This window comes from uncultured Algibacter sp., assembly GCF_947495675.1.
GTDB lineage: Bacteria > Bacteroidota > Bacteroidia > Flavobacteriales > Flavobacteriaceae > Algibacter_B.
This window is the reverse complement of record NZ_CANLZX010000013.1, coordinates 57,218-78,193: the sequence shown is the minus strand read 5'-3', so window position 1 is coordinate 78,193 and position 20,976 is coordinate 57,218. Positions and strand designations below refer to the sequence as shown.

Here is a 20,976-nt window from a genome sequence, read left to right as displayed (position 1 = left end):
ACCAATAAATTAAAATTACAATCACTATATATGTTGTTGCTGTACATTGGACTTTAGAAACCTTGGATAATAATCCTGAAATTTCAGCAGATGTGATAGACCTAAGAACGCTTCAACCTTTAGATGTTGAGGCAATTTATAACTCCATAAAGAAAACAGGAAAAGCTATCATACTTCAAAAAGACTCACTTTATGGTGGCATTGCTAGCGATATTTCCTTAGGGATAATGGAACATTGCTTTAAATATTTAGATGCGCCTGTAAAACATGTAGCAAGTATGGAAACACCTATTCCTTTTGCAAGCCAATTAGAACAACAATATCTTCCAAAACATAGATTTGAAAGTGAATTGAAAGCGCTTTTAGCATATTAATAGTATAATACATAAAGTAATTGAGCTAATAAGGTTGCCGCCAAAGTAGCTCAATCATTTAAATAATTTACTTTGTTTCAGCTTCCGAAAGTATAAACGGATAAGCTTCTTTAACTTGTTTCATTTCGATTTTTGATAACTTATCTGAAGACTTTCCAATCACATTCAAACTATACGTTTGTCGTAATTCATAATACGCTTTGGTTAATTCATTTTGAACAGCCACAAACCTTTTGTAAGTGGTTTGTTTTCCGTTTTGTAATGATACAATGGCCTCTTTAGGGCTATCAGATGATTTTACATCTTTTAAACCGCTACAATAGGCACAACTACCATCGCCATTATTATCCAAAAAGGTTTTAGTTATGTCTTTAAGACTCTCTAATGGAATGATCTTATTTTCAACCATAACTTCATCATTATTGCTAATTATAATTCGCAAAATGTTACGTTCATTAATATCGCTAGAACAATCCATTTCTGGCGGACACTCTCTAGGGAGTAATCTATTGATGCCTTCATCAGAAGAAATTGTGGCGGTAACTAAAAAAAAGATAAGTAATAAAAATGCGATGTCTGCCATAGACCCCGCATTTACTTCAGGTACTAATTTTGAGTTTCTCATAATTATAGATTTAAATGTTAATGTGTTGATTAATGCACAAAAACAATACCATAATTATAAGATTTTTAAGCTAATGCACATAACGTTTCGAGCCTTTCCAGACTCCATGTTGTGAAGTTCGAAAATCTATGATGCGTTTACTATTCAATAAATTTTCTTCTGTTATGTTATTTATATGCCTTGATATTTTTAAGATTGATTTCATTTTGATTGATTTAAATTGATTGATGAAAGTTTTTGTTAAATAAAGACGTTACTTAATTTATAACGTCTTTATTTTATTAATAGCTTAAAAAAAATAATGCTTTACTAATTTATATTTGAAATAAATTTTATAGGTACATAATAGAATTTGTTAGCGTTTTTTTTGTCTATTTTAAGTTCTTTTAAGTATAACCGCTTATTTATAAATTCTGAAATATAATAATCATTTGAATTGTTGGTTAAAATGACAATTTTATTATTTTCATTTAATTTAAATTTCAATTTAACGCCTACATCTTTATAAATAACTAATTCTGAACCTTTTAATAAATTCTCAATTTGTTCTGAAACTGATTTAAATTCATTTTTTGGATTTTCTGTGATTGCTGAAACATGGCTACTAAACACTAAAATAGTAGCCAATAATATGGTTTTGATTGTTTTCATTTTGATTGATTGATTGATTGATTGATTGATTGATGAAAGTTTTGGTTTTAAAAGACGGATTACTATCTATGTCGTCTTTTGCGGTTCCAAGTGTTACTTTTAGTTCCTATTAAAGTTCCTGTAATTTGATTGTTGTTTAATGTTCTCATGATTTTTGATTTTGATTGATTAATGATTTAATTATGGTACAAATGTATTTTAAGATATTGATGTCTAGTAATCTATATGTCTGAATTGTTGATTTCTAATACTGAGTTGTTAATTATCTATGACGTCTTTTACTATTCCAAGTGTTACTTTTAGTTCCTATTAAAGTTCCTGTAATTTGATTGTTGTTTAATGTTCTCATGATTTTTTGATTTTAATTGATGATTAATATTGTTTTGTTTGGTTATATTAAGATAGACGACTATAATTATATTTTGTTACAGTACTATGCATAACAAAGTAATAAATTAACAAATTTTAACTATTTAGGTAAGGAGGGAAGTAGTAATTATTACTAATTATAAGTTTTAGGAACGGTTATTGTTAAAGCATTATTAAATAATATAATAATTTAGGGTTGTATTTATTAGAAACAAATATATTTGAAAAATAATATGACCTCTATTCAAATAAAAAAATGTAAAATTTTGATGAAACAGTATGTTTTATTTCTTTTTTTAATTGGTTTAACGCTATCTACACAAGCACAAATAGATAGTAAAAAGAAGTCTATTTCTATTCCTGCTATTGAAAACGAAAAAGATTCTGCAGATGTTATTCCTTCAAAACCTATAGAAAACGAAACCAACATTGGTTTAAATAGGCCCAAAATAGCTCCAAAACTAGAATTACCAAAAAAAGAGTTTTCCATGTTTCCAGAAGAAGAATTTGGGAATCCTGGAGAATTGTATACAAAGCAACTTGATAAAAACTTAGAAAATTTAAAACTTAACGAAAAAGAATTAGCTTTAAGAAATGGAAGTAAAGTCGATCAATACTTTGGTGATATAAAAGTTAATGCAAAGTTTGTTAATATTGTTTATAGAGACCATGGGTACGTTGATGGCGATGTTATACAGGTACGCGTTAATGATGACATAATACATGCAAGAGTTTTTTTAATGGGTGGTTTTACGGGCTTTAAACTTGATTTACAAAAAGGTTTTAACAAAATAGATTTTATTGCATTAAACCAAGGTGAATCTGGACCAAATACTGCAGAGTTTAAAGTTGTAGACGACAAAGGTATAGTCGTTTCGCACAACCAATGGAATCTTGCTACAGGTGTAAAGGCTACTATTATTGTTGTTAAAGAGTAGTTTTTATTTAATTATTTCATCTATCAATTGCAATTCATCTTCAGAAAAATCCAAGCAATCCAAAGCTTTTACATTTTCTTTTAATTGATTAGAAGAACTTGCACCAACTAATACAGAAGCTACCTGTGGCTGTCTTAATATCCAAGCAATTGCCATTTGAGATAATTTTTGTTCACGATTGCTTGCTATAGCATTTAACTTTTTAATTTTTTCAATATTATCAGAAACTATTTCAGCATTTAAGAAAACCGAATCATTACCAGCTCTAGAGTTTTTAGGAATACCATTTAAGTATTTATCCGTCAACATACCTTGAGCTAAAGGAGAAAAAGCAATACAACCAACACCATTATCTTTTAAAGTTTCTAAAAGGCCATCTTCAACCCAACGATCAAACATAGAGTATCTAGCTTGATTCAAAATAAAAGGCACATTTAATTCTTTTAGTAATTCAGCAGCCTTTTGAGTATCCTCAGGGCCGTAATTAGAAATACCAGCATACAATGCCTTGCCTTGTCTAACTATATCAGCCAAGGCACCCATTGTTTCTTCTAAAGGTGTATCTGGGTCTGGTCTATGATGGTAAAAAACATCAACATAATCTAACCCCATACGTTTTAAACTTTGGTCTAAACTAGAAATTAAATACTTTCTAGAACCAAAATCTCCGTAAGGCCCAGACCACATACCATAACCAGCTTTTGTAGCAATAAACAACTCGTCTCTATATGGTTTAAAATCTTGTTTTAAAATAGTCCCAAAATTTTCTTCAGCAGAACCAGGAGGTGGACCATAATTATTAGCTAAATCAATATGAGTTATTCCTAAATCAAATGCTGTTCTTAAAATATCTCTACCATTATTAATGTCATCAACAAAACCAAAATTATGCCATAACCCCAAAGAAATTGCAGGTAAAAGGATACCACTTTTTCCTGTACGTTTATAAGTCATAGAATCATATCTAACATTGTTTGCTATATAGGTATTCGCTTCAGATTTTGTGTTTGTATTCATAGAATAATAGATTAAGAGTAACAAATGTATAAATTCATTTAATTTAAATTTTATAAAATCTTATTAAAAAATATATTATAAGCAATATTTAATAGCGCTTAAAAGAATTGTTTTTCAGTAGTTTAGATTAGTAATAAATAAAAAACATTGGCTAATATTTATGTAATTTATTTTGACTGTTAATATTACTTGAATAATTTCATGGCAATCATGATTGAGAAACCCTTTAAAGATGTTATTTTTGCACGTTGCAAAATTTAAAATATGTCGAGCACAAAAGCAGAATTAGAATTAGAAGAAAGAGCAGAAGGAAAAAGTCTGTATAGCTACCAAAAAGGAGCAATAGATAAAATTTTTACAGCTTTTGAGGAATCTCCAGAAGATTATCATTTACTATATCAATTACCAACAGGTGGTGGTAAAACAGTTATTTTTTCTGAAATAGTAAGACAATATTTAAAACATCACAAAAAGAAAGTGTTAGTGATGACTCACCGTATTGAATTATGTAAGCAAACCTCTAACATGCTAACAGAATTTGGTGTGTACAATAAAGTGGTAGATAGTAAGGCAGATTTAAGTGATCAAGCAGACTTTAGTTGTTTTGTTGCTATGGTTGAAACTTTAAATAATAGATTAAATGATGATAAACTAGATATTTCTGATATTGGTTTAGTGATCATTGATGAGGCCCATTATAACTCTTTTACCAAATTATTTAAGTTTTTTAGTAAATCGTTTATTTTAGGAGTTACTGCAACCCCATTAAGCTCAAGCATTGAGTTACCAATGACCGATAATTATGATGAATTAATTGTTGGTGAAAGTATCGAATCACTTATCGAAAATGGGTTTTTAGCGCGTGCAGAAATGTTTACTTACAATGTTGGATTAACTTCTTTAGTAGTTGGTGCCAATGGTGATTATACTGTTAAATCATCAGAAGACCTGTATACAGATAACGACATGTTATCCAAGCTATTACAAGCTTATGAAGAACGTGCAAAAGGTAAAAAAACATTAATTTTCAACAACGGTATTACCACATCTTTACATGTGTATGACACCTTTAGAAGAGCTGGATATCCTGTTGCCCATTTAGATAATACAAATACAAAAAAGGAGCGTGCCATGATTTTAAAATGGTTCAAAAAAACACCTGACGCTATATTAACTTCGGTTAGTATTTTAACAACAGGATTTGATGAACCAACTGTTGAAAGTATTATTTTAAACAGAGCAACAAAATCGTTAACACTTTATTACCAAATGATTGGTCGTGGATCGCGTATTTTGAAAGACAAGAAGTCGTTTTCTGTTATCGATTTAGGAAACAATTTTCACAGATTTGGTCCTTGGGGCGATGGTTTAGATTGGCAACGTATATTTAAATCGCCTACATATTATCTAGATTCTATTTTAACAGATGATGAATTAGAAAGTAACTTTAGATATGAAATGCCAGATGCCTTACGTGCTGAATTTGCAAAATCTGAAGATGTACATTTCGATATTCAAAAAACCTATGTTGATTCTATAAGAAACGGCGAATCATCAAAAGTAGTTTTAGAGCGTTCTATAGAACAACACGGTAAAATTTGTATTGAAAACAGCGAAGATGTTTATGATGCGCTTGCATTAGCAAAACAACTTGGCGACGATATAGATTTTAGGATACAACGTTACACTAAATGTATTAGTAAAAGTACTTATAACTTTGTTGATTGGTTAAAAGGTGATTACAGAAAAAAATTAAATTCTTATTTACGTCAAAATTTCGACGAAGTTTTTGAGCAAATTCATGGATATCCACCTGAGGATTAATACGTTTATTTTACATTAATAGTATTTCGTTTAACTTTATTAATAATATCATCTAACTCCGAATAAAATTCATAAACTGGATTATATTCGCAATATGTTTTTATATTTTATGAAGTAATCATGAAATTTTCAAAAACTTAAAATAAATGGCCGAAATTTTAACAACTATATTTTTCATTTTTGCAGTAATTGACCCCATTGGATCAATTCCTGTTTATCTTGAAGCAACCAGAGAATTTGATTTAATACATAAAAAGAAAATTGCCGTAAGAGCATCAATAATAGCATTTTTAATACTATTGTTTTTCATTGTAATTGGACAATTGATATTAGAGGGTATGTCGATTTCACTTGATGCTTTTCAAATTTCGGGAGGCGTTATCCTTTTCTTATTTGCTTTAACAATGATTTTTGGTGATGGCAAACCAGAACAAGAGAAAAAACAAATTACCGATTATAAGCATGTTACAATTTTTCCAATTGCAATACCCTCTATAGCATCTCCTGGAGCAATTTTAGCTGTTGTATTAATGACTAACAATCATATATACACCATACAACAACAAGCTATAACTACAGGTATCGTATTAATTGTTATAGGTATTACTTGCTTAATTCTATTAACAGCAAATCATTTACAAAAAAGAATAGGGGATTATGGTATTACAGTATTAAGTAAAATTATGGGGCTAATTCTAGCTTCTTATGCTGTACAAAGTATTTTAAGTGGTATTAGTAGTTACTTTACTAATGTTTAAATATATTCTTGATTAATTTTTGAAAAACAAAATAGTACTCTTAACGCTTTTAAAGAAAACAAGTAATAACCTAACTTTATTCTTTATGTAATTTTCTAACCCTAGTACTATTAATTTGTTGATTATTATAACATCATGAAAATAAGGCGTATCTTTACGTTCTATTAATTTATAAAACCCAGTAGGAGTATTTAAAACTATGGCAAAATCGCAAGTAACATTTAACAAAATTGAAAAAGAAAAAAAACGCTTAAAGAAAAGACAAGATAAGCAAAAAAAGAAAGAAGCACGTAAGGCTGAAGCTAAAGAAAACCCACAAGGAATTCAGTTTGCTTATGTAGACTTTAATGGTAATTTAACAGATACACCGCCAGACCCAGCAATGCGCGAAAAGGTTGAGGCAGAGTCTATTGAGCTTGGCATCCCTAAGAAAGAAGATAGAGAAGAAGAGGAGCCAGCAAACAAAGAAGGAAAAGTATCTTTCTTTGACCATTCTAAAGGTTTTGGTTTTATTATTGATAGTATAAATCAAGAAAAATATTTTGTGCATGTTAGTGGTTTACTTGAAGATATTGAGGAAAACGATAAAGTAACTTACGAGTTAGAACGTGGACAAAAAGGCATGAATGCTGTAAGGGTTAAGAAAATTTAAATAATATTCTAGATTAACATCTAGAGTTTCATTATACAAAAGGCTAAATATGAGTGTGTCGCGTAAAACCGTTCTTATCATTTTAGCCTTTTTTGCTGTTTATATTATTTGGGGTGCTACCTACATGCTTAATAAAATAGCTGTTTCTCAATTAGCGCCATTTTTCCTAGCTTCTTTAAGGTTTATTGTAGCTAGTATAATCATTTTTATTATTGCAAAATCGTTAGGTATTAGTCTTTACATATCTAAAAAACAATTAATAAATGTTAGTATTGCTGGGTTGCTATTCTTAACTCTAGGTAATGGCTTAGCAGTTGTAGCTTTGCAATATATAGATAGTGGTTTTGCAGCTTTAGAGATTTCTTCACAACCCTTAGTTGTACTTATTATGATGCGTATTTTACTTGGTAAAAAGATAAAAACGATGTCGTTTATTGGTGTAGTATTAGGTTTTATTGGTATTTATTTGTTAGTAAGTCAAAAAGAAATTATTAATAAAGATGGACAAATATTAGGAATGATATTAATATTTGTTTGTATGCTTTGCTGGGCTTATGCAAGTATTTTTGTTGGCAAAGCAGATTTACCTTCCAATCACTTTGTAAATACTGGCTATCAAATGCTTACTGGTGGTATAATGCTAAGCATAGTTAGTTTATGTCTAAATGAACCTTGGTTGTTACCAAACGTTTGGCAAGCAGATGTTAAATGGTCTATGTTAGGACTTATAATTTTTGGAAGTATTGTTGCTTTTACAGCGTTTAATTATCTATTAAAAGAAGTTTCTCCCGAAAAAGTTGCAACTTCAACTTATGTTAATCCTATAATTGCAATAATTTTAGGTTGGTGGATTTTAGATGAGCAGATTACATTGCAATCTATAATTGCAGCAGTAATTTTATTAACGGGCGTGTATTTTATAAATACTAAACGCCATTTTAAATTTAGAAGTATTGGACGTTAAACAAGCCATAAAATTCATGATTATAAGCACATTAGCTTTTGCTTGTATGAATGCTATAGTTAAACACTTAACAGATATAGGAGCCTTTCAAATAGTGTTTTTTAGATCTGTAAGCTCCCTTTTTTTTACATTTGGCTTTTTAATAAAAAACAACATACCCATATTAGGTAACAACAGAAAACTATTGATTTTAAGAGGTTTAGTTGGGGTTACATCCATGAGTTTGTTTTTTATGTCTACTAAATATTTACCAATTGGCACAGCTGTTTCATTACGCTATATGGCACCTATTTTTGCGGCAGTATTTGCTATTTTCTTTTTAAAAGAAAAGATAAAACCTTTTCAATGGCTATTCTTTACTATGGCATTTGTGGGTGTTTTAATTTTAAAAGGCTTTGATACTAACTTAGATGGTTACGGCCTTATTTTGATTTTTATATCGGCTATATTTAGCGGACTTGTATACATCGTTATTAGTAAAATAGGTAAAGGTGATCATCCTGTTGTTGTAGTTAATTATTTTATGGTTATTTCTACTGTTTTAGGTGGTGTATTATCTATTAATAACTGGGTAAACCCGGAAGGCATTGAATGGATTATGCTTTTAGGCTTAGGCTTATTTGGGTATTTTGGGCAAGTTTACATGACTAAAGCCTTCCAAATTGCCGCAACAAACCAAGTAGCGCCTTTAAAATATTTAGAAGTTATTTTTACTTTATTATTAGGTGTTTTACTTTTTAGTGAAATATATACTCTTTATAGTCTTTTAGGTATTGCTTTAATAATATTTGGATTGGTATTAAATGCATTATATAAAGGTAAAAAATAAGAGATTCAAAATTATAAATGATATTATAATTTGTAATTTCGCCGCTATCTATTTTGAAAATCATATATAAATGTCATTCAAAAAACGAATAAATAAATATAGAAGAAATATAATGCGAAGTATTACCAAAAATATTGGTAGTACTTACTCTGAACCGCAAAAAGGAGACATAAATATTTCTGATATTAAAAAGGTTTTAATTATAAGACCAAATCATCGTTTAGGAAATCAATTACTACTAACGCCACTTGTACAAGAGGTTATAAATACATTTCAAGATTGTGAAATTGATTTATTTGTAAAAGGAGGTGTGGCTCATCCCGTTTTTGAAAATTATAAGCAAATAAATAAGATTATTAAACTTCCTAAAAAACCTTTTAATAATCTGTTTCAATATGCTAAAAGCTGGGTCTCTATAAAACAAAAAACGTATGATCTGGTTATTAATGGAGATAAAAATTCTTCTTCTGGGCGTTTATTAACCCAAATGGCTAAAGCAAAAATTAAAGTATTTGGCGATGTGAATGAAACAATTCAGAAAAATTTTAAAGACCATGAGCATATTTCAAAATATCCTGTATATAACTTAAGACATTATTTATCTAAATTAGGCTTTTCTTCTCAAGATAAAGACATGCCTGTTCTTGATATTAAACTTAATGATAGTGAAATTAATAAGGGCAAAACAGTATTAAACAATATTACCAAAAACGATAAAAAAACAATTTGTATATATACAAATGCTACAGGTAATAAATGTTATTCTGAAGAATGGTGGGAAACATTTTATAGTAGATTAAAATTAGAATATTCAAATTATAATATAATTGAAATGCTTCCTATAGAAAACATTTCAAAAATAAACTTTAAAGCACCTCACTTTTATAGTAAAGACCTTAGAGAAATGGCTGCTATAATTCACAACACTAGCATTTTTATTGCAGCAGATAATGGTGTAATGCATTTAGCAAGTGCTTCTTTAACACCTTGTGTTGGATTCTTTTCGGTTACGAATCCTAATATATATGCACCTTATGGGAACGGAAGTGTAGCATTACATACAAACAAAACTACTATTGATGATTGGATAAAAGCTATAGATGGTATTCTAAAATAATAGTTTCTATTCAAACAAAATATCATGTCTAATCAAAATAAATTTTCTATAATAAGACCAGAAAAGTTCCCATTCTTTTATGGATATATGGTCCTATTTGTTGGAAGCATTGGCATATTAGCAAGTATTCCAGGGCAAACTGTAGGAGTTTCTGTTTTTACAGATCCTGTAAAAGATGCTCTTGGGCTAAGTAGAAATCAATTTAGTAACGCATACATGTTTGGCACTTTATTAAGTGCTTTTTTTGTATCCAGAGCTGGGGTTTTATTTGATAAGTATGGCGCAAGGTATGTTGCTTTTTTTGCGGCACTATTTTTAGGTTTATCGTTATTATTGTTTTCAATGTCTGCTAAAATAAGCACCTATTTAAAATTTCTATTAGATGTTGATTCATGGCTTATACCTTTTGTATTAATTACTATTTTATTCTTTTTTATAAGGTTTTGTGGTCAAGGAGTTTTAACCATGGCATCGAGAAACATGATTATGATTTGGTTTGATAAAAACAGAGGCAAAGTAAATTCTATAAGCAGTATTGCTGTATCATTAGGATTTTCAAGTTCTCCTATATTTATTAATAAACTTATAGATAATCATGGCTGGGAAATAAGTTGGCAAATTCTAGCAATTTGTTTAATTATATTTAGTATTTGTATTTTACAATTATATAGAAATAGACCAGAAGATTTTAATTTAAAACCAGATGGATTTACAAAAAAAATAACATCTGTAAAGGTTGAAAACTCTGAAACTAATTTTACGCTAAGTGAAGCAAAACAAACCAGAGCGTTCTGGATGTTAGGCTTAGTTTTAGCATTTAATAGCTTTTTTGTAACAGGCTTTACTTTTCATGTAGTTTCAATATTTGCTAGTCAAGATTACACAAAATCGCAAGCCATTTCTATTTTTCTACCTATTTCTATAATCGCTATTGCAGTATCTACTTTATGTAATATTTTAAGTGACTATATACATCACAAAATTTATTTATATGTAATGCTGGCTAGTGGTGTATTGGCTTCATTTGGATTATTGTTTTTATCTCAAACTATTGGTGTTTATTTACTTATTATTGGTTTTGGTGTTCTTAGTGGCCTATATGCTGTTATTAATGCTGTAACATGGCCACGATATTATGGAAGAAAATATTTAGGATCTATTACTGGAAAAGTAATGAGCTTTTTAGTGCTTGCAAGTGCTATAGCACCTAGTCTATTTAGTTATTGTTTTACATCTTTTGGCTCTTATTCTTATATTGGTTATGTAACTTTAGGTTTTCTGCTGTTCTTAATAATAGCCTCCATAAAAGTAAAAAATCCCCAAAATCAATAATATAAATATTACAGATTATTATATTTTAGTAAGATTTGATTTGATACTTAGTATTATTATAAATTAGTACCATAGGCTTTTTAGTATTGAATTTATTTCTGAAAAACCAATTAAAGAACACTTTACTTAAAATGCTAATATTCAATTTTTAACACGCTTTTAAGTTAGTATTATCCTAAAATTTTATAATTTAGAGATAATCCTATTTTTAAAAATCATGAAAGCAAATTGGTTGATTATTTGTGTATTTCTTGTTGTATGTTTATCCTGTAAATCATCAAAATCTAAGTTTACAGAAACACAAATCAATGCACTTGAAACCCTAATAACTAGTAGAAATTATACAATTAAATCAGATTGGGCAAAACCACAAGTTACAAATGCCATGCAACAAGTTTTAAACTCAGGTGTTTTACAGCCTGGTAATACTGCAGGAGCTATAAGTTTAATTGGTAATGATAATTATCTAACAGTATCTAATGATAGCGTAACTTCTTATTTACCATATTATGGAGAACGCCAAATGGGTACCATTTATGGTGATAATGGAGGTATTGAATTAAATGGAATCCTTGAAAACTACCAAGTATCAAAAGGTAAGCATCAAAGTTATTTAGTTAAATTTAATGCTAGTAGTAAAACTGAGCGTTTTAATGTAATCATTCAGTTATTCCCAAATCTAAAAAGTGAGATGAGTATTTTAAGTTCATCTAGATTTCCTATTTCTTATACTGGAATAATTAAATCTTCAAATGAATAAAACGATAGTAACTTTAAATAACATGCGTTTCATCTATTCATCGTAAAATATTACTATCAAATCGATTATTTTGCTTAAAAACCAATGTAGTGTATTAGTTTTGAGGATATTAAAATTATCCCCAAATGAAAAACCTAATATCACTTTTAAGTATTGTTTGTCTATTTACAGGTTTAAACTTACTTCAAGCACAAGAAGTTAACAACATTCCAGAAAATTTCAAAAAACGAAGTCCTATTTACGATTATTCTGAAAAGCAACTCAATAATGTAGATACCATCCCAGATTTTGAAGCTAAATCTCAAAAACTAAAAATTACAGGAACTATTTTTGAAAGTGATGGTGTAACGCCTGCTAAAAATGTAATGCTATTTATCCATCAAACAGACGAGAATGGTAATTTTGAATTAAAAAGACAAAATAAAAAACGTTACGTACATCACAGAGGCTGGATAAAGACAGATGCTGATGGTAAATATACCTTTTACACATTTGTTCCTGGAAAATATATGTACAACAATGAACTTAAACAAATATTACCAATTGTTAAAGAACCTAATAAACCAGAATATAAAATTGAAACATTTCTTTTTGATGACGATCCAAAATTAATTGGTAAGTGTCGTGCAAAAGTTGAAAAAACAAACCCTAATAGAATTCTTAAATTAGATAAAAAAGAAGGATTGTTTATAGCTAAAAGAGATATTATTCTTGGTAAAGAAGAAACTGAGGTTTACTAATTGATAGTAATATAGGATTATTCCTCAGTAAAAACGACATTTAAAGTACCATTAACAAGTCGGTTTTCATTATCAATACCACTAAATACGCCAGTTTGCTCGTTGCTATTATCTTTTAAATAGTATGTTTTAAAATAAATATTCACTCTTTCAAGAGCAATTATACCAGAAAAACTAAACCTGAAATTAATTACAGATCCTTTATTTACAAGTTCTATTCGGTCTTTTTCAATGTAAACATTTTCTGTTAAAGTAATAATTTGATAATTTGTTGCTAAGATTTTAAATTTTAAATTTTCCTTAAAACCATCATCAAAATTAAAAGTAACATTATAAGTACCAGGTAATTTACCATATAAGGACGCATAAGGACTATTGCTTGATAGTTCTAAAGCATTTCTTGGTACAACACTCTTATTAACTATGCGTTTGTTTCTAATTTCCATGGCAATGTATGGAGGAATAAAAGGAGTTTTAGACTTTTCTTCCATTATCTGTTTGCTTTCACATTTTTCTAAAATGGCTCTACCAGCAACGGTATTTGTAAATATATCAAAAGTGCAATAGGTGCCTATTAAATAGTTAATATTTGAAGGTGATTTATGGCCAATGTAATAAATCTCACTTGCGCCATCTATATATCTGTCTCCAGAAAGTGTATTGGTTTTAATAGTAATAGTATCGCCTTGACGTTTAATACTACCACTACTATAATGCTCTCTAAATGTACCATCCTCAAGAGGGTACATAAAAATGTGCTGTATTTTTTTCCAATTATTCGATATAATGGTTTGTCCTTTCAATATAAGGTCATCTTCTCCAAAATAATAATTTAAGTAGTAATAGGTAATATCTTCATTATCTCTATAAATTAAATCATGTTGCTTTTCATGTTCAATTTCAGATAATTTATGTTCTTCTAAAAAATCTTTAAAATCTTGATAACCCAAATAAAGCAATATAATAGTTTTATAATATTGGTTTAGTTTTATTAACGGTTTGCCTTTTTCTATTTCTCTGGATTTATCGTATAAATATTTACCATTAATAAACTCAGAGCCTATGTCTTCAAAATCGGTTTTTAAACTTGGTTTATCTTCATTAAAATCACCATAACCATATAATTGAAATGTTTTAGGAAGTTTAGCAAGTTTGTGTTTATTAATAAATGTTTCATGTACTTTTTCTAGTACTATTTTAAAATATTCTGAAGTTAATACCAAAGAGTTAGAGTGTGTTTTCATAAATTCCTAATTATTATTTAAAATTATTAAAAATATTTATAATATTTAAAATTAATAATAATTAATATTTGATACACTAATTTAGATTAACTAATTAATTTAATCATACCATGAAAAAAAGGATTTTAATTACATTACTTTTTGTTACAACTTTAGGGTTTTCGCAAACATATGTAACAGGAAAAGTATCAGACATTAATGGAGAACCACTTCCAGGAGCTAATGTTATTGAAAAAGGAACATTAGCTGGTGTAGTTTCAGATTATAATGGAAATTATGAAATTACCGTAACTTCTAATGATGCAACTATAATTGTATCGTTTATTGGCTTTGAATCACAAGAAATTAATGTTAATGGGAGAAGTAGAATTGATATTGAAATGAATGAATCTGCCGAATCCCTTGGTGAGGTAACCATTCAAGGTTTTTCTGGAGTTGTTGGAAGATCAAGAAAACGTACTGAAACTATTCAAACAACAGCAGAATCGGTTACTGCTTTAAACGCAGAAGGCATTGAGAGTGCTGGTGTAAGCGATATTAGTTCTTTTTCTAGTTTGGTGCCAAATTTAAAATTTAATTCGGCTCAAGCTGTTGGTTTAAATTTCATAACAGTTAGAGGTATTCCTCAGGTTCGTGGAGGCGATGCACCATTAGCATTTGTTATAGATGGTGTTACTATACCAGACCCTAGTTTATTAAGTCAAGAATTATATGATTTAGCATTGGTAGAAGTTGTTAAAGGTCCACAAGGTGCTTTATATGGTAAAAATGCAATTGGTGGTGCCGTTAATATTTATACAAAGGAGCCAACTAATAAATCTGCCAATAAAATTAAATTTGGTATTGGGAATGGTGGTAATTTACAAGCTCAATTAATATCTTCTGGAGCCATTTCAAAAGATAAAGTATTCTACAGGTTCTCTACACAATACAAAACTTTTGATGGACTTCTAACTAACGATTTTTTAAATCAAAAAGTAGATTTCTCTGAAGATTTTAATATTAGGGGACAAATAAAAGCAAACCTTACTAATAATTTTACAATTGCAGCAACCTACCAACATTTTAAAATAGATGGTGGCGCTACTTATTATTCTGTTAACCCAATAGGTTTTGATGGTGAATTTCCTGGTGGTGTTTTAGATCCAAATCCTAAAGATGGTAACAATGTTATTGTAGCTGATGTATTAGGAAAATCGGATATGATTAACAATTACGGAAACTTTAAAATGGACTATAATTTAGGATCCGTAAAATTGCAAAGTATTACATCTATTAATAAAGTTGAGCGCTCTACAATTGGTGATTTAGATTTTATAGACCTAGATTTATTTACCCAAGGTGAAGAAATAACTACCAAAACATTTAATCAAGAATTTAGAATTAATAACAATATTACTGATGCAAAATTTGATTGGAGTTTAGGTGGTTTTTATCAAAAAGTAGAAAAAGATATCTATCAAAACGGAACCGATGGGGAAGATGCTGAATTTGGTCCTGCAGAATATGATGTTGCAGATTATGTAAATGAAATAAAAACTATCGCTTTGTTTGGTTTTGCAGACTATAAACTAACAGAGAAGTTAACAGCTTCAGCTGGTTTTAGATACGATATTGATAAATTTAGTCAAGTTGATGATTTATTTATCACTACTTCTGAAAGAGAAAACAACGAATTTCAACCAAAAGTATCTTTATCTTACCAGGCATCTAAAAGCGCATTATTTTATGCAAACTATGGTAAAGGGTATCGTAATGGTGGTTACAATGCTGATGCTACCGATTTATTTAACAGGGAATTTGATGACGAGACTTCAGATAACTTTGAGGTAGGTTTCAAAACAACATCATGGAATGATCGCTTAATTTTTAATGGTTCTGTATTCACTTCTAAACTAAAGAATCAACAACAATATATTCTGGACTTAAATACATTTATTGCTGGAGTTTATAATTATGATGAAACTAAAATATTTGGTTTTGAGATAGAATCTCGTGCAAGACTAACAAACTTTTTAGACATCTTCGCAAATTTTGGAACTGCTGATGCAGAAATAGTTGATGGTGGCACAACTGGTGGAACTAATGGAGCAACAACAGATAACACAAATTATGATGGTAAAAAAGTACCATTCGTGCCTGTAAGCACATTTGGAGTAGGGCTAGAGTCTTCATTTAAAATAACAGATGCATTAAAATTTAATGGTTTTTTAAATCTAGATACCACAGGAAAAACATACTGGCATGAAAGCAACCAAGATATACATACTACAGATGCTTATTCTTTACTCGATGCACGTATTGGTCTTACCTACAAAAATTGGAAACTTGAATTATGGGGAAGAAATTTAACTGATAAACAATATTATCAAGAATTTTCTCCAGGAGAATATGTTGGAAGCCCAGATGATGTAGCTTGGAGAGGACAACCATTAAGCATAGGAACATCAATTACAGTTAATTTTTAATAATAAATTAAGTAATTAATAGCTAGAATTATTTTATTATTTATTTAAGGGAATGCTAAATTCATTCCCTTTTTTTTACAAAAAACATTATCAATGAAAGATATAAGAACGCGATTTTCTAAATTTTTAATGGAAAAAATGTTCCAAATAAAACCTGGAGAAACGGTTGCTATAACTGCAGATTTAGGAACAAATCGAGATACCATAGATGCTTTAGCAACTGCTACACATGAAGCAGGAGGGCTACCTTTGGTAATGTATATACCAAAAGCTGAAAATGATAGTCAAGCAGGAATGAAAGATTGGCCATCTAAAGCTTTAACGGCAGCATTATGCCATGTAGATGTTTGGATTGAAGCAAATTCGGTAGTTTTACTATATTCTGATATTTGGGAAACGGCCTTAAAGCAAAACAAAAAAATACGTTACTTAATTATTGCAGATAGTTCTATACAATCATTAGATAGAGTGTTTACAGGATTTGATATTCAGTTACTTAAAAAACTATTGACTAAAGTAACTGAAATGGCTATGGCTGCTAAAAAAGTGCGCATAACGAGTAATAATGGCACAGATGTATCATATGATATTGATTTAAATTATGCTTTTGATTATGATGATGGCGATTATTCACAACCAAAATTTGGTACAGCACCAGGATTTGTAAATATTGTACCAAAACTTAATAGTATGAATGGCCATATTGTTTTTGATCATTTGCAAAACACAGATAATAATAACCCTTTGGAATTTATTATGAAAAACGGTGTTATTTCTGATGTAATAGGAGGTGAGTCTGCTGAAAAATTCAAGAATTACTTAGCGTCTTTTGATGATGAAAACATCTATAAAATTTCTCATAACATGTTAGGTTTAAACCCTAAAGTACGAAATTTAACTTTTGAATTGGTTGAAGATGAACGTATTTGGGGAGGTGTTGATTTTGGTTTCGGACATACAAGCGCAATGGATATGCCGCCTCATGGACAAGAATCTAAATCGCACTTTGATGGTGTCGTTATTAATACTAGTATTTATTTTGACGACATACAAATTACAGATAATGGTGAAGTTTGTCATGAAGATTTAAGACCTTTAGCAGAATCTTTATTAAATAATATTTATGCCTGAAGAAGGAAATCAATACACTACTACTAAAGTTAAACCAAAAGATTTTACATCCGGATGGTTAATAGCATTAGTAATTGCAGGAACCGGATTAACTTTGCCTATATTATTTTTAGGCTCGGAGGTTGCTTTAAGTGTTGGTTTTAAAAAAGCATTATGGGCTTTTGGTATTTCAACATTAGTGTTAACATTAATGTGTATGGCAACAACAATAATTGGTAATCGTTCTAGATTATCAACATATATGATTATGCATTTTAGCTTTGGCAGAAATGGAGCTAAAATCATGAATTTTATATTTGGCATTACTTTATTAGGCTGGTTTTCGGTGGCATTAGAGTTATTAGCAATTGCAGTAAAAGACACCGCTTTTAACACACTTGCCATAAATTTACCAGAATGGCCAATAATTATTGTTGTTGGCGCTTTAATAGTAATTACAACCATATATGGTATTAAAAGTTTAGAACGACTAGCCAATTTTGCTGTGCCCGTTTTAACTGTTTTTTTAAGCTATGTCGTTTATAAAGCCTTAGTAGGAACGTCTTTTCAAGAGATTATAGATTTTGTTCCAAAAGAACCAACTATGACACTTTTTGAAGCAACCTCTATTTTAGTGGGTTCTTCTATATTGTTCCCAGTATTAATGGCAGATTTTTCAAGGTTTATTTATAACGACAAACAAAGTTTAATAGCTGTTTTAGGTATTACAATAGGCTTTCCCATTGCATTATTATTTAGTGCCATTCCATCTATACAAACAGGCGAAGTAGATATTATTAAAGTGATGGAAAACCTAGATTTAGTAGTGCCCGCATTTATACTTTTATTTGTATCGACTTGGATTGGCAATGCATCAAATTTGTATTCAACAACCCTAACATTTTCAACTATAAAAACAGGTTGGACCTTTAAGAAAACGGCTATTGTTTCTGGTGTATTTGGTGTCTTTGCAGCTCTTCTAGGGTTCTCAAACTATTTATTTGATTTCTTGAATTTTCTAGGCATATTAGCACCTTCTATTTCATCTATATATATCATAAATTTCTTTTGGGTAAAAAAGCAAGATTATAATTTAGATGATATTATTGATTGGGAATATGAGGCGTTAATTGCATGGGCAATTAGTTCTATAATTACTGTTTTTACATATTTAGAAGTATTTCAACTTACACATGCTTATTTTATTGATTCTTTACTTTTAGGAGGTATTATATATTTAATTCTTAAAAGAAAAACCATACTTAAAAATTAATTATCATCCTCAACATTTTCATATTCTTAATTTATTTTAATTGTTCCCTTAATTAATACTATTACAATTTTAGTTAAACTAAAAGCATTGGTTTTTAATTTTATTAATCACTTTTTTTAATTACTGTTAACATTTACATTTTAATTATAAATTGTAGTATAAAATATTAATTTAAATTAAAACTATACTTTTTATAGTATTTTGTTTAATATTTTAAATTATTGTTTTTCAATCAATTACATATTATAAAAATTATTTAATGATACTATCCTTTTTGACCGTTATTGCATAAAACAAGAACTATATTTACTTTTGTCACTATACTTTTGATAGTAAAATAATTATAAAAAATAAAAATTAAAAATGAATACACCTAACATCGCAAAAGAAGACATTTTAAATGCGTTTAATTATAGACACGCCACTAAAGAATTTGATGCCACTAAAACAGTTTCAGATGAAGATATTAATTTCATTTTAAAAACTGCCAACTTATCACCAAGCTCTTTTGGTTTCGAGCCATGGCATTTTGTTGTTGTACAAAATAAAGAGCTACGTGAACTTTTAAAACCAGTAGCTTGGGGCGCTCCTTTAAAATTAGATACGGCAAGCCATTTTATATTAGGCTTAAGTATGAAAGCGCCTATGGTAAAACACGATGCAGATTATATCATGCACATGATGAAAAATGTAAAACAATTACCTGAGGATGTCATTGAAATGTATTCAAAGTTTTATAGAGAATTTCAAGAACGCGATTTTAACTTAGATACAGATAAAAAATTATTAGACTGGTCTTCAAAACAAACTTACATAGCTTTAGGTAATATGATGACTGCTGCTGCTTTAACAGGAATTGATTCTTGCCCAATTGAAGGGTTCCACCAGGAAAAAGCTGAAGCCTTATTAAAGGAGAAATTTGGTATTGATACAGAGAAATATGGTTTGTCATTCATGGTAGCATTTGGCTATAGAAAAGCAGATCCAGAGTTTCCTAAATCTAGAAGAGCTTTTGAAGATATAGTAACCTGGAAGTAATATAAATTAAGTAGATAACACACTATTTGTAATTAACAAATAAGTAAATCCCTTATAGATTAATAGCTTTTAAGAAGTCACAATTATTTGTGGCTTCTTTAATTTTTAATAAATCTATACAGGTCTTATACAAGTAAAAAGATTAACTTATAAAAACATAAAGGTTATATATTTTACCCCATAAATTATAATAAAATAATTAAAAATTACTTTGGTGATAACGAAGTAATTCAATTTCTTTCCGGTTTCAAATTTTAACTCGTAATGGATAACCTAATTACATTCTCTATAGCAGTATTTACGGCCTTTTTTGCTATAACGAACCCTATATCAAACATGACCGTTTTTGTGTCTTTAACCCAAGGTGCCGATGTAAAAACTAAAAGGGATATAAATAAAAGATCAAATCTTATAGCATTTACCATAGTTGCCATTTTTGTACTTTTAGGTAAATATATTTTTGAATTATTTAATATTAGTATTCCTGCTTTTAAAATTACAGGAGGAATCTTAATATTTTATATTGGTTTTGAAATGCTACAATCAAAACAATCTAATGTCAAAAACCTTAAAAATGTACATATTGATGAAAACATTGCGGTATCGCCATTAGCTATTCCTATTTTAGCAGGACCAGGAACTATTGTAACTGCTATGAATTTTGTGTCGAATGCTGAAGCTATTCATATATTTTTAGTAATTGTAATTTTTGGCTCAATGAGTTTATTAACCTACTTTACTTTTAGATTAAGTGATCTTATTGTAAAAATTGTAGGGCACAATGTTATTTCGGTAATTGGAAAAATAATGGGTTTAATTATAGCTATAATTGGAACAGGGATGATTATACAAGGAATTAAAATATCCTTCAACTTAATGACACTACAATAATT

20 protein-coding genes and 1 pseudogene are annotated in these 20,976 nt (G+C 29.1%); 16 read left to right on the top strand and 5 right to left on the bottom strand.

Translation table 11 applies throughout. From position 1 onward, the window contains the following. Positions 1-41 precede the first annotated feature (41 nt). Positions 42-374, top strand: a pseudogene (locus Q0842_RS10435) (transketolase C-terminal domain-containing protein); the annotation flags it as partial. 67 nt (positions 375-441) lie between these two features. Here Q0842_RS10435 and Q0842_RS10430 read toward each other — a convergent pair. The 3 genes from Q0842_RS10430 to Q0842_RS10420 all read right to left on the bottom strand — a co-directional run bounded on the left by Q0842_RS10430 (position 442) and on the right by Q0842_RS10420 (position 1,650). Next, on the bottom strand, positions 442-999 hold the full coding sequence (locus Q0842_RS10430; protein WP_298497756.1) for a biopolymer transporter ExbD: 558 nt from the start codon (positions 997-999) through the stop codon (positions 442-444). Between the two features lie 70 nt (positions 1,000-1,069). Next, on the bottom strand, positions 1,070-1,204 hold the full coding sequence (locus Q0842_RS10425) for a hypothetical protein (protein ID WP_298497754.1): 135 nt from the start codon (positions 1,202-1,204) through the stop codon (positions 1,070-1,072). A 104-nt stretch (positions 1,205-1,308) separates the two neighbouring features. Then, the gene (locus tag Q0842_RS10420) at positions 1,309-1,650 is read right to left on the bottom strand and encodes a hypothetical protein (protein WP_298497752.1); all 342 of its coding nucleotides are present in this window, start codon (positions 1,648-1,650) and stop codon (positions 1,309-1,311) included. 638 nt (positions 1,651-2,288) lie between these two features. Here Q0842_RS10420 and Q0842_RS10415 point away from each other — a divergent pair. Beyond that, complete coding sequence (locus tag Q0842_RS10415; protein WP_298497750.1) at positions 2,289-2,957, top strand: hypothetical protein; 669 nt, start codon at positions 2,289-2,291, stop codon at positions 2,955-2,957. A gap of 3 nt (positions 2,958-2,960) precedes the next feature. Here the strand turns inward: Q0842_RS10415 and mgrA are convergent, their stop codons facing one another. Continuing rightward, entirely contained in the window at positions 2,961-3,974 is a 1,014-nt protein-coding gene (mgrA, locus tag Q0842_RS10410) for an L-glyceraldehyde 3-phosphate reductase (RefSeq protein ID WP_298497748.1), read from the bottom strand. A gap of 264 nt (positions 3,975-4,238) precedes the next feature. Here mgrA and Q0842_RS10405 point away from each other — a divergent pair, with 264 nt between their 5' ends. The 9 genes from Q0842_RS10405 (at position 4,239) to Q0842_RS10365 (ending at position 12,950) form a co-directional block, all read left to right on the top strand. Beyond that, a complete protein-coding gene (locus tag Q0842_RS10405) occupies positions 4,239-5,798 on the top strand; it encodes a DEAD/DEAH box helicase family protein (protein WP_298497746.1) in 1,560 nt (519 codons plus the stop codon). A 146-nt stretch (positions 5,799-5,944) separates the two neighbouring features. After that, positions 5,945-6,556, top strand: a complete 612-nt coding sequence (locus Q0842_RS10400) for a MarC family protein (protein ID WP_298497744.1) — start codon at positions 5,945-5,947, stop codon at positions 6,554-6,556. Between the two features lie 199 nt (positions 6,557-6,755). Beyond that, entirely contained in the window at positions 6,756-7,208 is a 453-nt protein-coding gene (locus Q0842_RS10395) for a cold-shock protein (RefSeq protein WP_298497742.1), read from the top strand. A 49-nt stretch (positions 7,209-7,257) separates the two neighbouring features. Then, positions 7,258-8,172, top strand: a complete 915-nt coding sequence (locus Q0842_RS10390; protein ID WP_298497740.1) for an EamA family transporter — start codon at positions 7,258-7,260, stop codon at positions 8,170-8,172. A gap of 16 nt (positions 8,173-8,188) precedes the next feature. Further along, positions 8,189-9,001 carry a DMT family transporter gene (locus tag Q0842_RS10385; protein WP_298497844.1) on the top strand — a complete coding sequence of 271 codons (813 nt, stop codon included), beginning with the start codon at positions 8,189-8,191 and terminating at the stop codon, positions 8,999-9,001. Positions 9,002-9,071: 70 nt separating this feature from the next. Next, positions 9,072-10,118 carry a glycosyltransferase family 9 protein gene (locus tag Q0842_RS10380; RefSeq protein WP_298497738.1) on the top strand — a complete coding sequence of 349 codons (1,047 nt, stop codon included), beginning with the start codon at positions 9,072-9,074 and terminating at the stop codon, positions 10,116-10,118. Between the two features lie 24 nt (positions 10,119-10,142). Beyond that, complete coding sequence (locus Q0842_RS10375) at positions 10,143-11,450, top strand: nitrate/nitrite transporter (RefSeq protein ID WP_298497736.1); 1,308 nt, start codon at positions 10,143-10,145, stop codon at positions 11,448-11,450. Positions 11,451-11,667: 217 nt separating this feature from the next. Further along, positions 11,668-12,210 carry a DUF4251 domain-containing protein gene (locus tag Q0842_RS10370; RefSeq protein WP_298497734.1) on the top strand — a complete coding sequence of 181 codons (543 nt, stop codon included), beginning with the start codon at positions 11,668-11,670 and terminating at the stop codon, positions 12,208-12,210. 125 nt (positions 12,211-12,335) lie between these two features. Beyond that, positions 12,336-12,950, top strand: a complete 615-nt coding sequence (locus tag Q0842_RS10365) for a hypothetical protein (RefSeq protein WP_298497732.1) — start codon at positions 12,336-12,338, stop codon at positions 12,948-12,950. A gap of 17 nt (positions 12,951-12,967) precedes the next feature. Here the strand turns inward: Q0842_RS10365 and Q0842_RS10360 are convergent, their stop codons facing one another. After that, positions 12,968-14,194, bottom strand: coding sequence for a hypothetical protein (locus Q0842_RS10360; RefSeq protein ID WP_298497730.1), 1,227 nt, complete (start codon positions 14,192-14,194; stop codon positions 12,968-12,970). A 110-nt stretch (positions 14,195-14,304) separates the two neighbouring features. Here Q0842_RS10360 and Q0842_RS10355 point away from each other — a divergent pair, with 110 nt between their 5' ends. The 5 genes from Q0842_RS10355 (at position 14,305) to Q0842_RS10335 (ending at position 20,974) form a co-directional block, all read left to right on the top strand. Continuing rightward, positions 14,305-16,662, top strand: coding sequence for a TonB-dependent receptor (locus Q0842_RS10355; RefSeq protein WP_298497728.1), 2,358 nt, complete (start codon positions 14,305-14,307; stop codon positions 16,660-16,662). Positions 16,663-16,755: 93 nt separating this feature from the next. After that, positions 16,756-17,793 carry a hypothetical protein gene (locus tag Q0842_RS10350; protein WP_298497726.1) on the top strand — a complete coding sequence of 346 codons (1,038 nt, stop codon included), beginning with the start codon at positions 16,756-16,758 and terminating at the stop codon, positions 17,791-17,793. Further along, a complete protein-coding gene (locus Q0842_RS10345) occupies positions 17,786-19,045 on the top strand; it encodes a cytosine permease (RefSeq protein ID WP_298497724.1) in 1,260 nt (419 codons plus the stop codon). The genes Q0842_RS10350 and Q0842_RS10345 overlap by 8 nt, the downstream gene beginning before the upstream one ends. A 363-nt stretch (positions 19,046-19,408) precedes the next feature. Then, entirely contained in the window at positions 19,409-20,083 is a 675-nt protein-coding gene (locus Q0842_RS10340; RefSeq protein ID WP_298497722.1) for an NAD(P)H-dependent oxidoreductase, read from the top strand. 264 nt (positions 20,084-20,347) lie between these two features. Next, entirely contained in the window at positions 20,348-20,974 is a 627-nt protein-coding gene (locus Q0842_RS10335; RefSeq protein ID WP_298497720.1) for a MarC family protein, read from the top strand. Positions 20,975-20,976: the final 2 nt, after the last annotated feature.

Coding starts and splice junctions, on each gene's coding strand:
- Q0842_RS10430 (WP_298497756.1), bottom strand. CDS start 999: ATGAGAAACTCAAAATTAGTACCTGAAGTAAATGCGGGGTCTATGGCA.
- Q0842_RS10425 (WP_298497754.1), bottom strand. CDS start 1,204: ATGAAATCAATCTTAAAAATATCAAGGCATATAAATAACATAACAGAA.
- Q0842_RS10420 (WP_298497752.1), bottom strand. CDS start 1,650: ATGAAAACAATCAAAACCATATTATTGGCTACTATTTTAGTGTTTAGT.
- Q0842_RS10415 (WP_298497750.1), top strand. CDS start 2,289: ATGAAACAGTATGTTTTATTTCTTTTTTTAATTGGTTTAACGCTATCT.
- mgrA (WP_298497748.1), bottom strand. CDS start 3,974: ATGAATACAAACACAAAATCTGAAGCGAATACCTATATAGCAAACAAT.
- Q0842_RS10405 (WP_298497746.1), top strand. CDS start 4,239: ATGTCGAGCACAAAAGCAGAATTAGAATTAGAAGAAAGAGCAGAAGGA.
- Q0842_RS10400 (WP_298497744.1), top strand. CDS start 5,945: ATGGCCGAAATTTTAACAACTATATTTTTCATTTTTGCAGTAATTGAC.
- Q0842_RS10395 (WP_298497742.1), top strand. CDS start 6,756: ATGGCAAAATCGCAAGTAACATTTAACAAAATTGAAAAAGAAAAAAAA.
- Q0842_RS10390 (WP_298497740.1), top strand. CDS start 7,258: ATGAGTGTGTCGCGTAAAACCGTTCTTATCATTTTAGCCTTTTTTGCT.
- Q0842_RS10385 (WP_298497844.1), top strand. CDS start 8,189: ATGATTATAAGCACATTAGCTTTTGCTTGTATGAATGCTATAGTTAAA.
- Q0842_RS10380 (WP_298497738.1), top strand. CDS start 9,072: ATGTCATTCAAAAAACGAATAAATAAATATAGAAGAAATATAATGCGA.
- Q0842_RS10375 (WP_298497736.1), top strand. CDS start 10,143: ATGTCTAATCAAAATAAATTTTCTATAATAAGACCAGAAAAGTTCCCA.
- Q0842_RS10370 (WP_298497734.1), top strand. CDS start 11,668: ATGAAAGCAAATTGGTTGATTATTTGTGTATTTCTTGTTGTATGTTTA.
- Q0842_RS10365 (WP_298497732.1), top strand. CDS start 12,336: ATGAAAAACCTAATATCACTTTTAAGTATTGTTTGTCTATTTACAGGT.
- Q0842_RS10360 (WP_298497730.1), bottom strand. CDS start 14,194: ATGAAAACACACTCTAACTCTTTGGTATTAACTTCAGAATATTTTAAA.
- Q0842_RS10355 (WP_298497728.1), top strand. CDS start 14,305: ATGAAAAAAAGGATTTTAATTACATTACTTTTTGTTACAACTTTAGGG.
- Q0842_RS10350 (WP_298497726.1), top strand. CDS start 16,756: ATGAAAGATATAAGAACGCGATTTTCTAAATTTTTAATGGAAAAAATG.
- Q0842_RS10345 (WP_298497724.1), top strand. CDS start 17,786: ATGCCTGAAGAAGGAAATCAATACACTACTACTAAAGTTAAACCAAAA.
- Q0842_RS10340 (WP_298497722.1), top strand. CDS start 19,409: ATGAATACACCTAACATCGCAAAAGAAGACATTTTAAATGCGTTTAAT.
- Q0842_RS10335 (WP_298497720.1), top strand. CDS start 20,348: ATGGATAACCTAATTACATTCTCTATAGCAGTATTTACGGCCTTTTTT.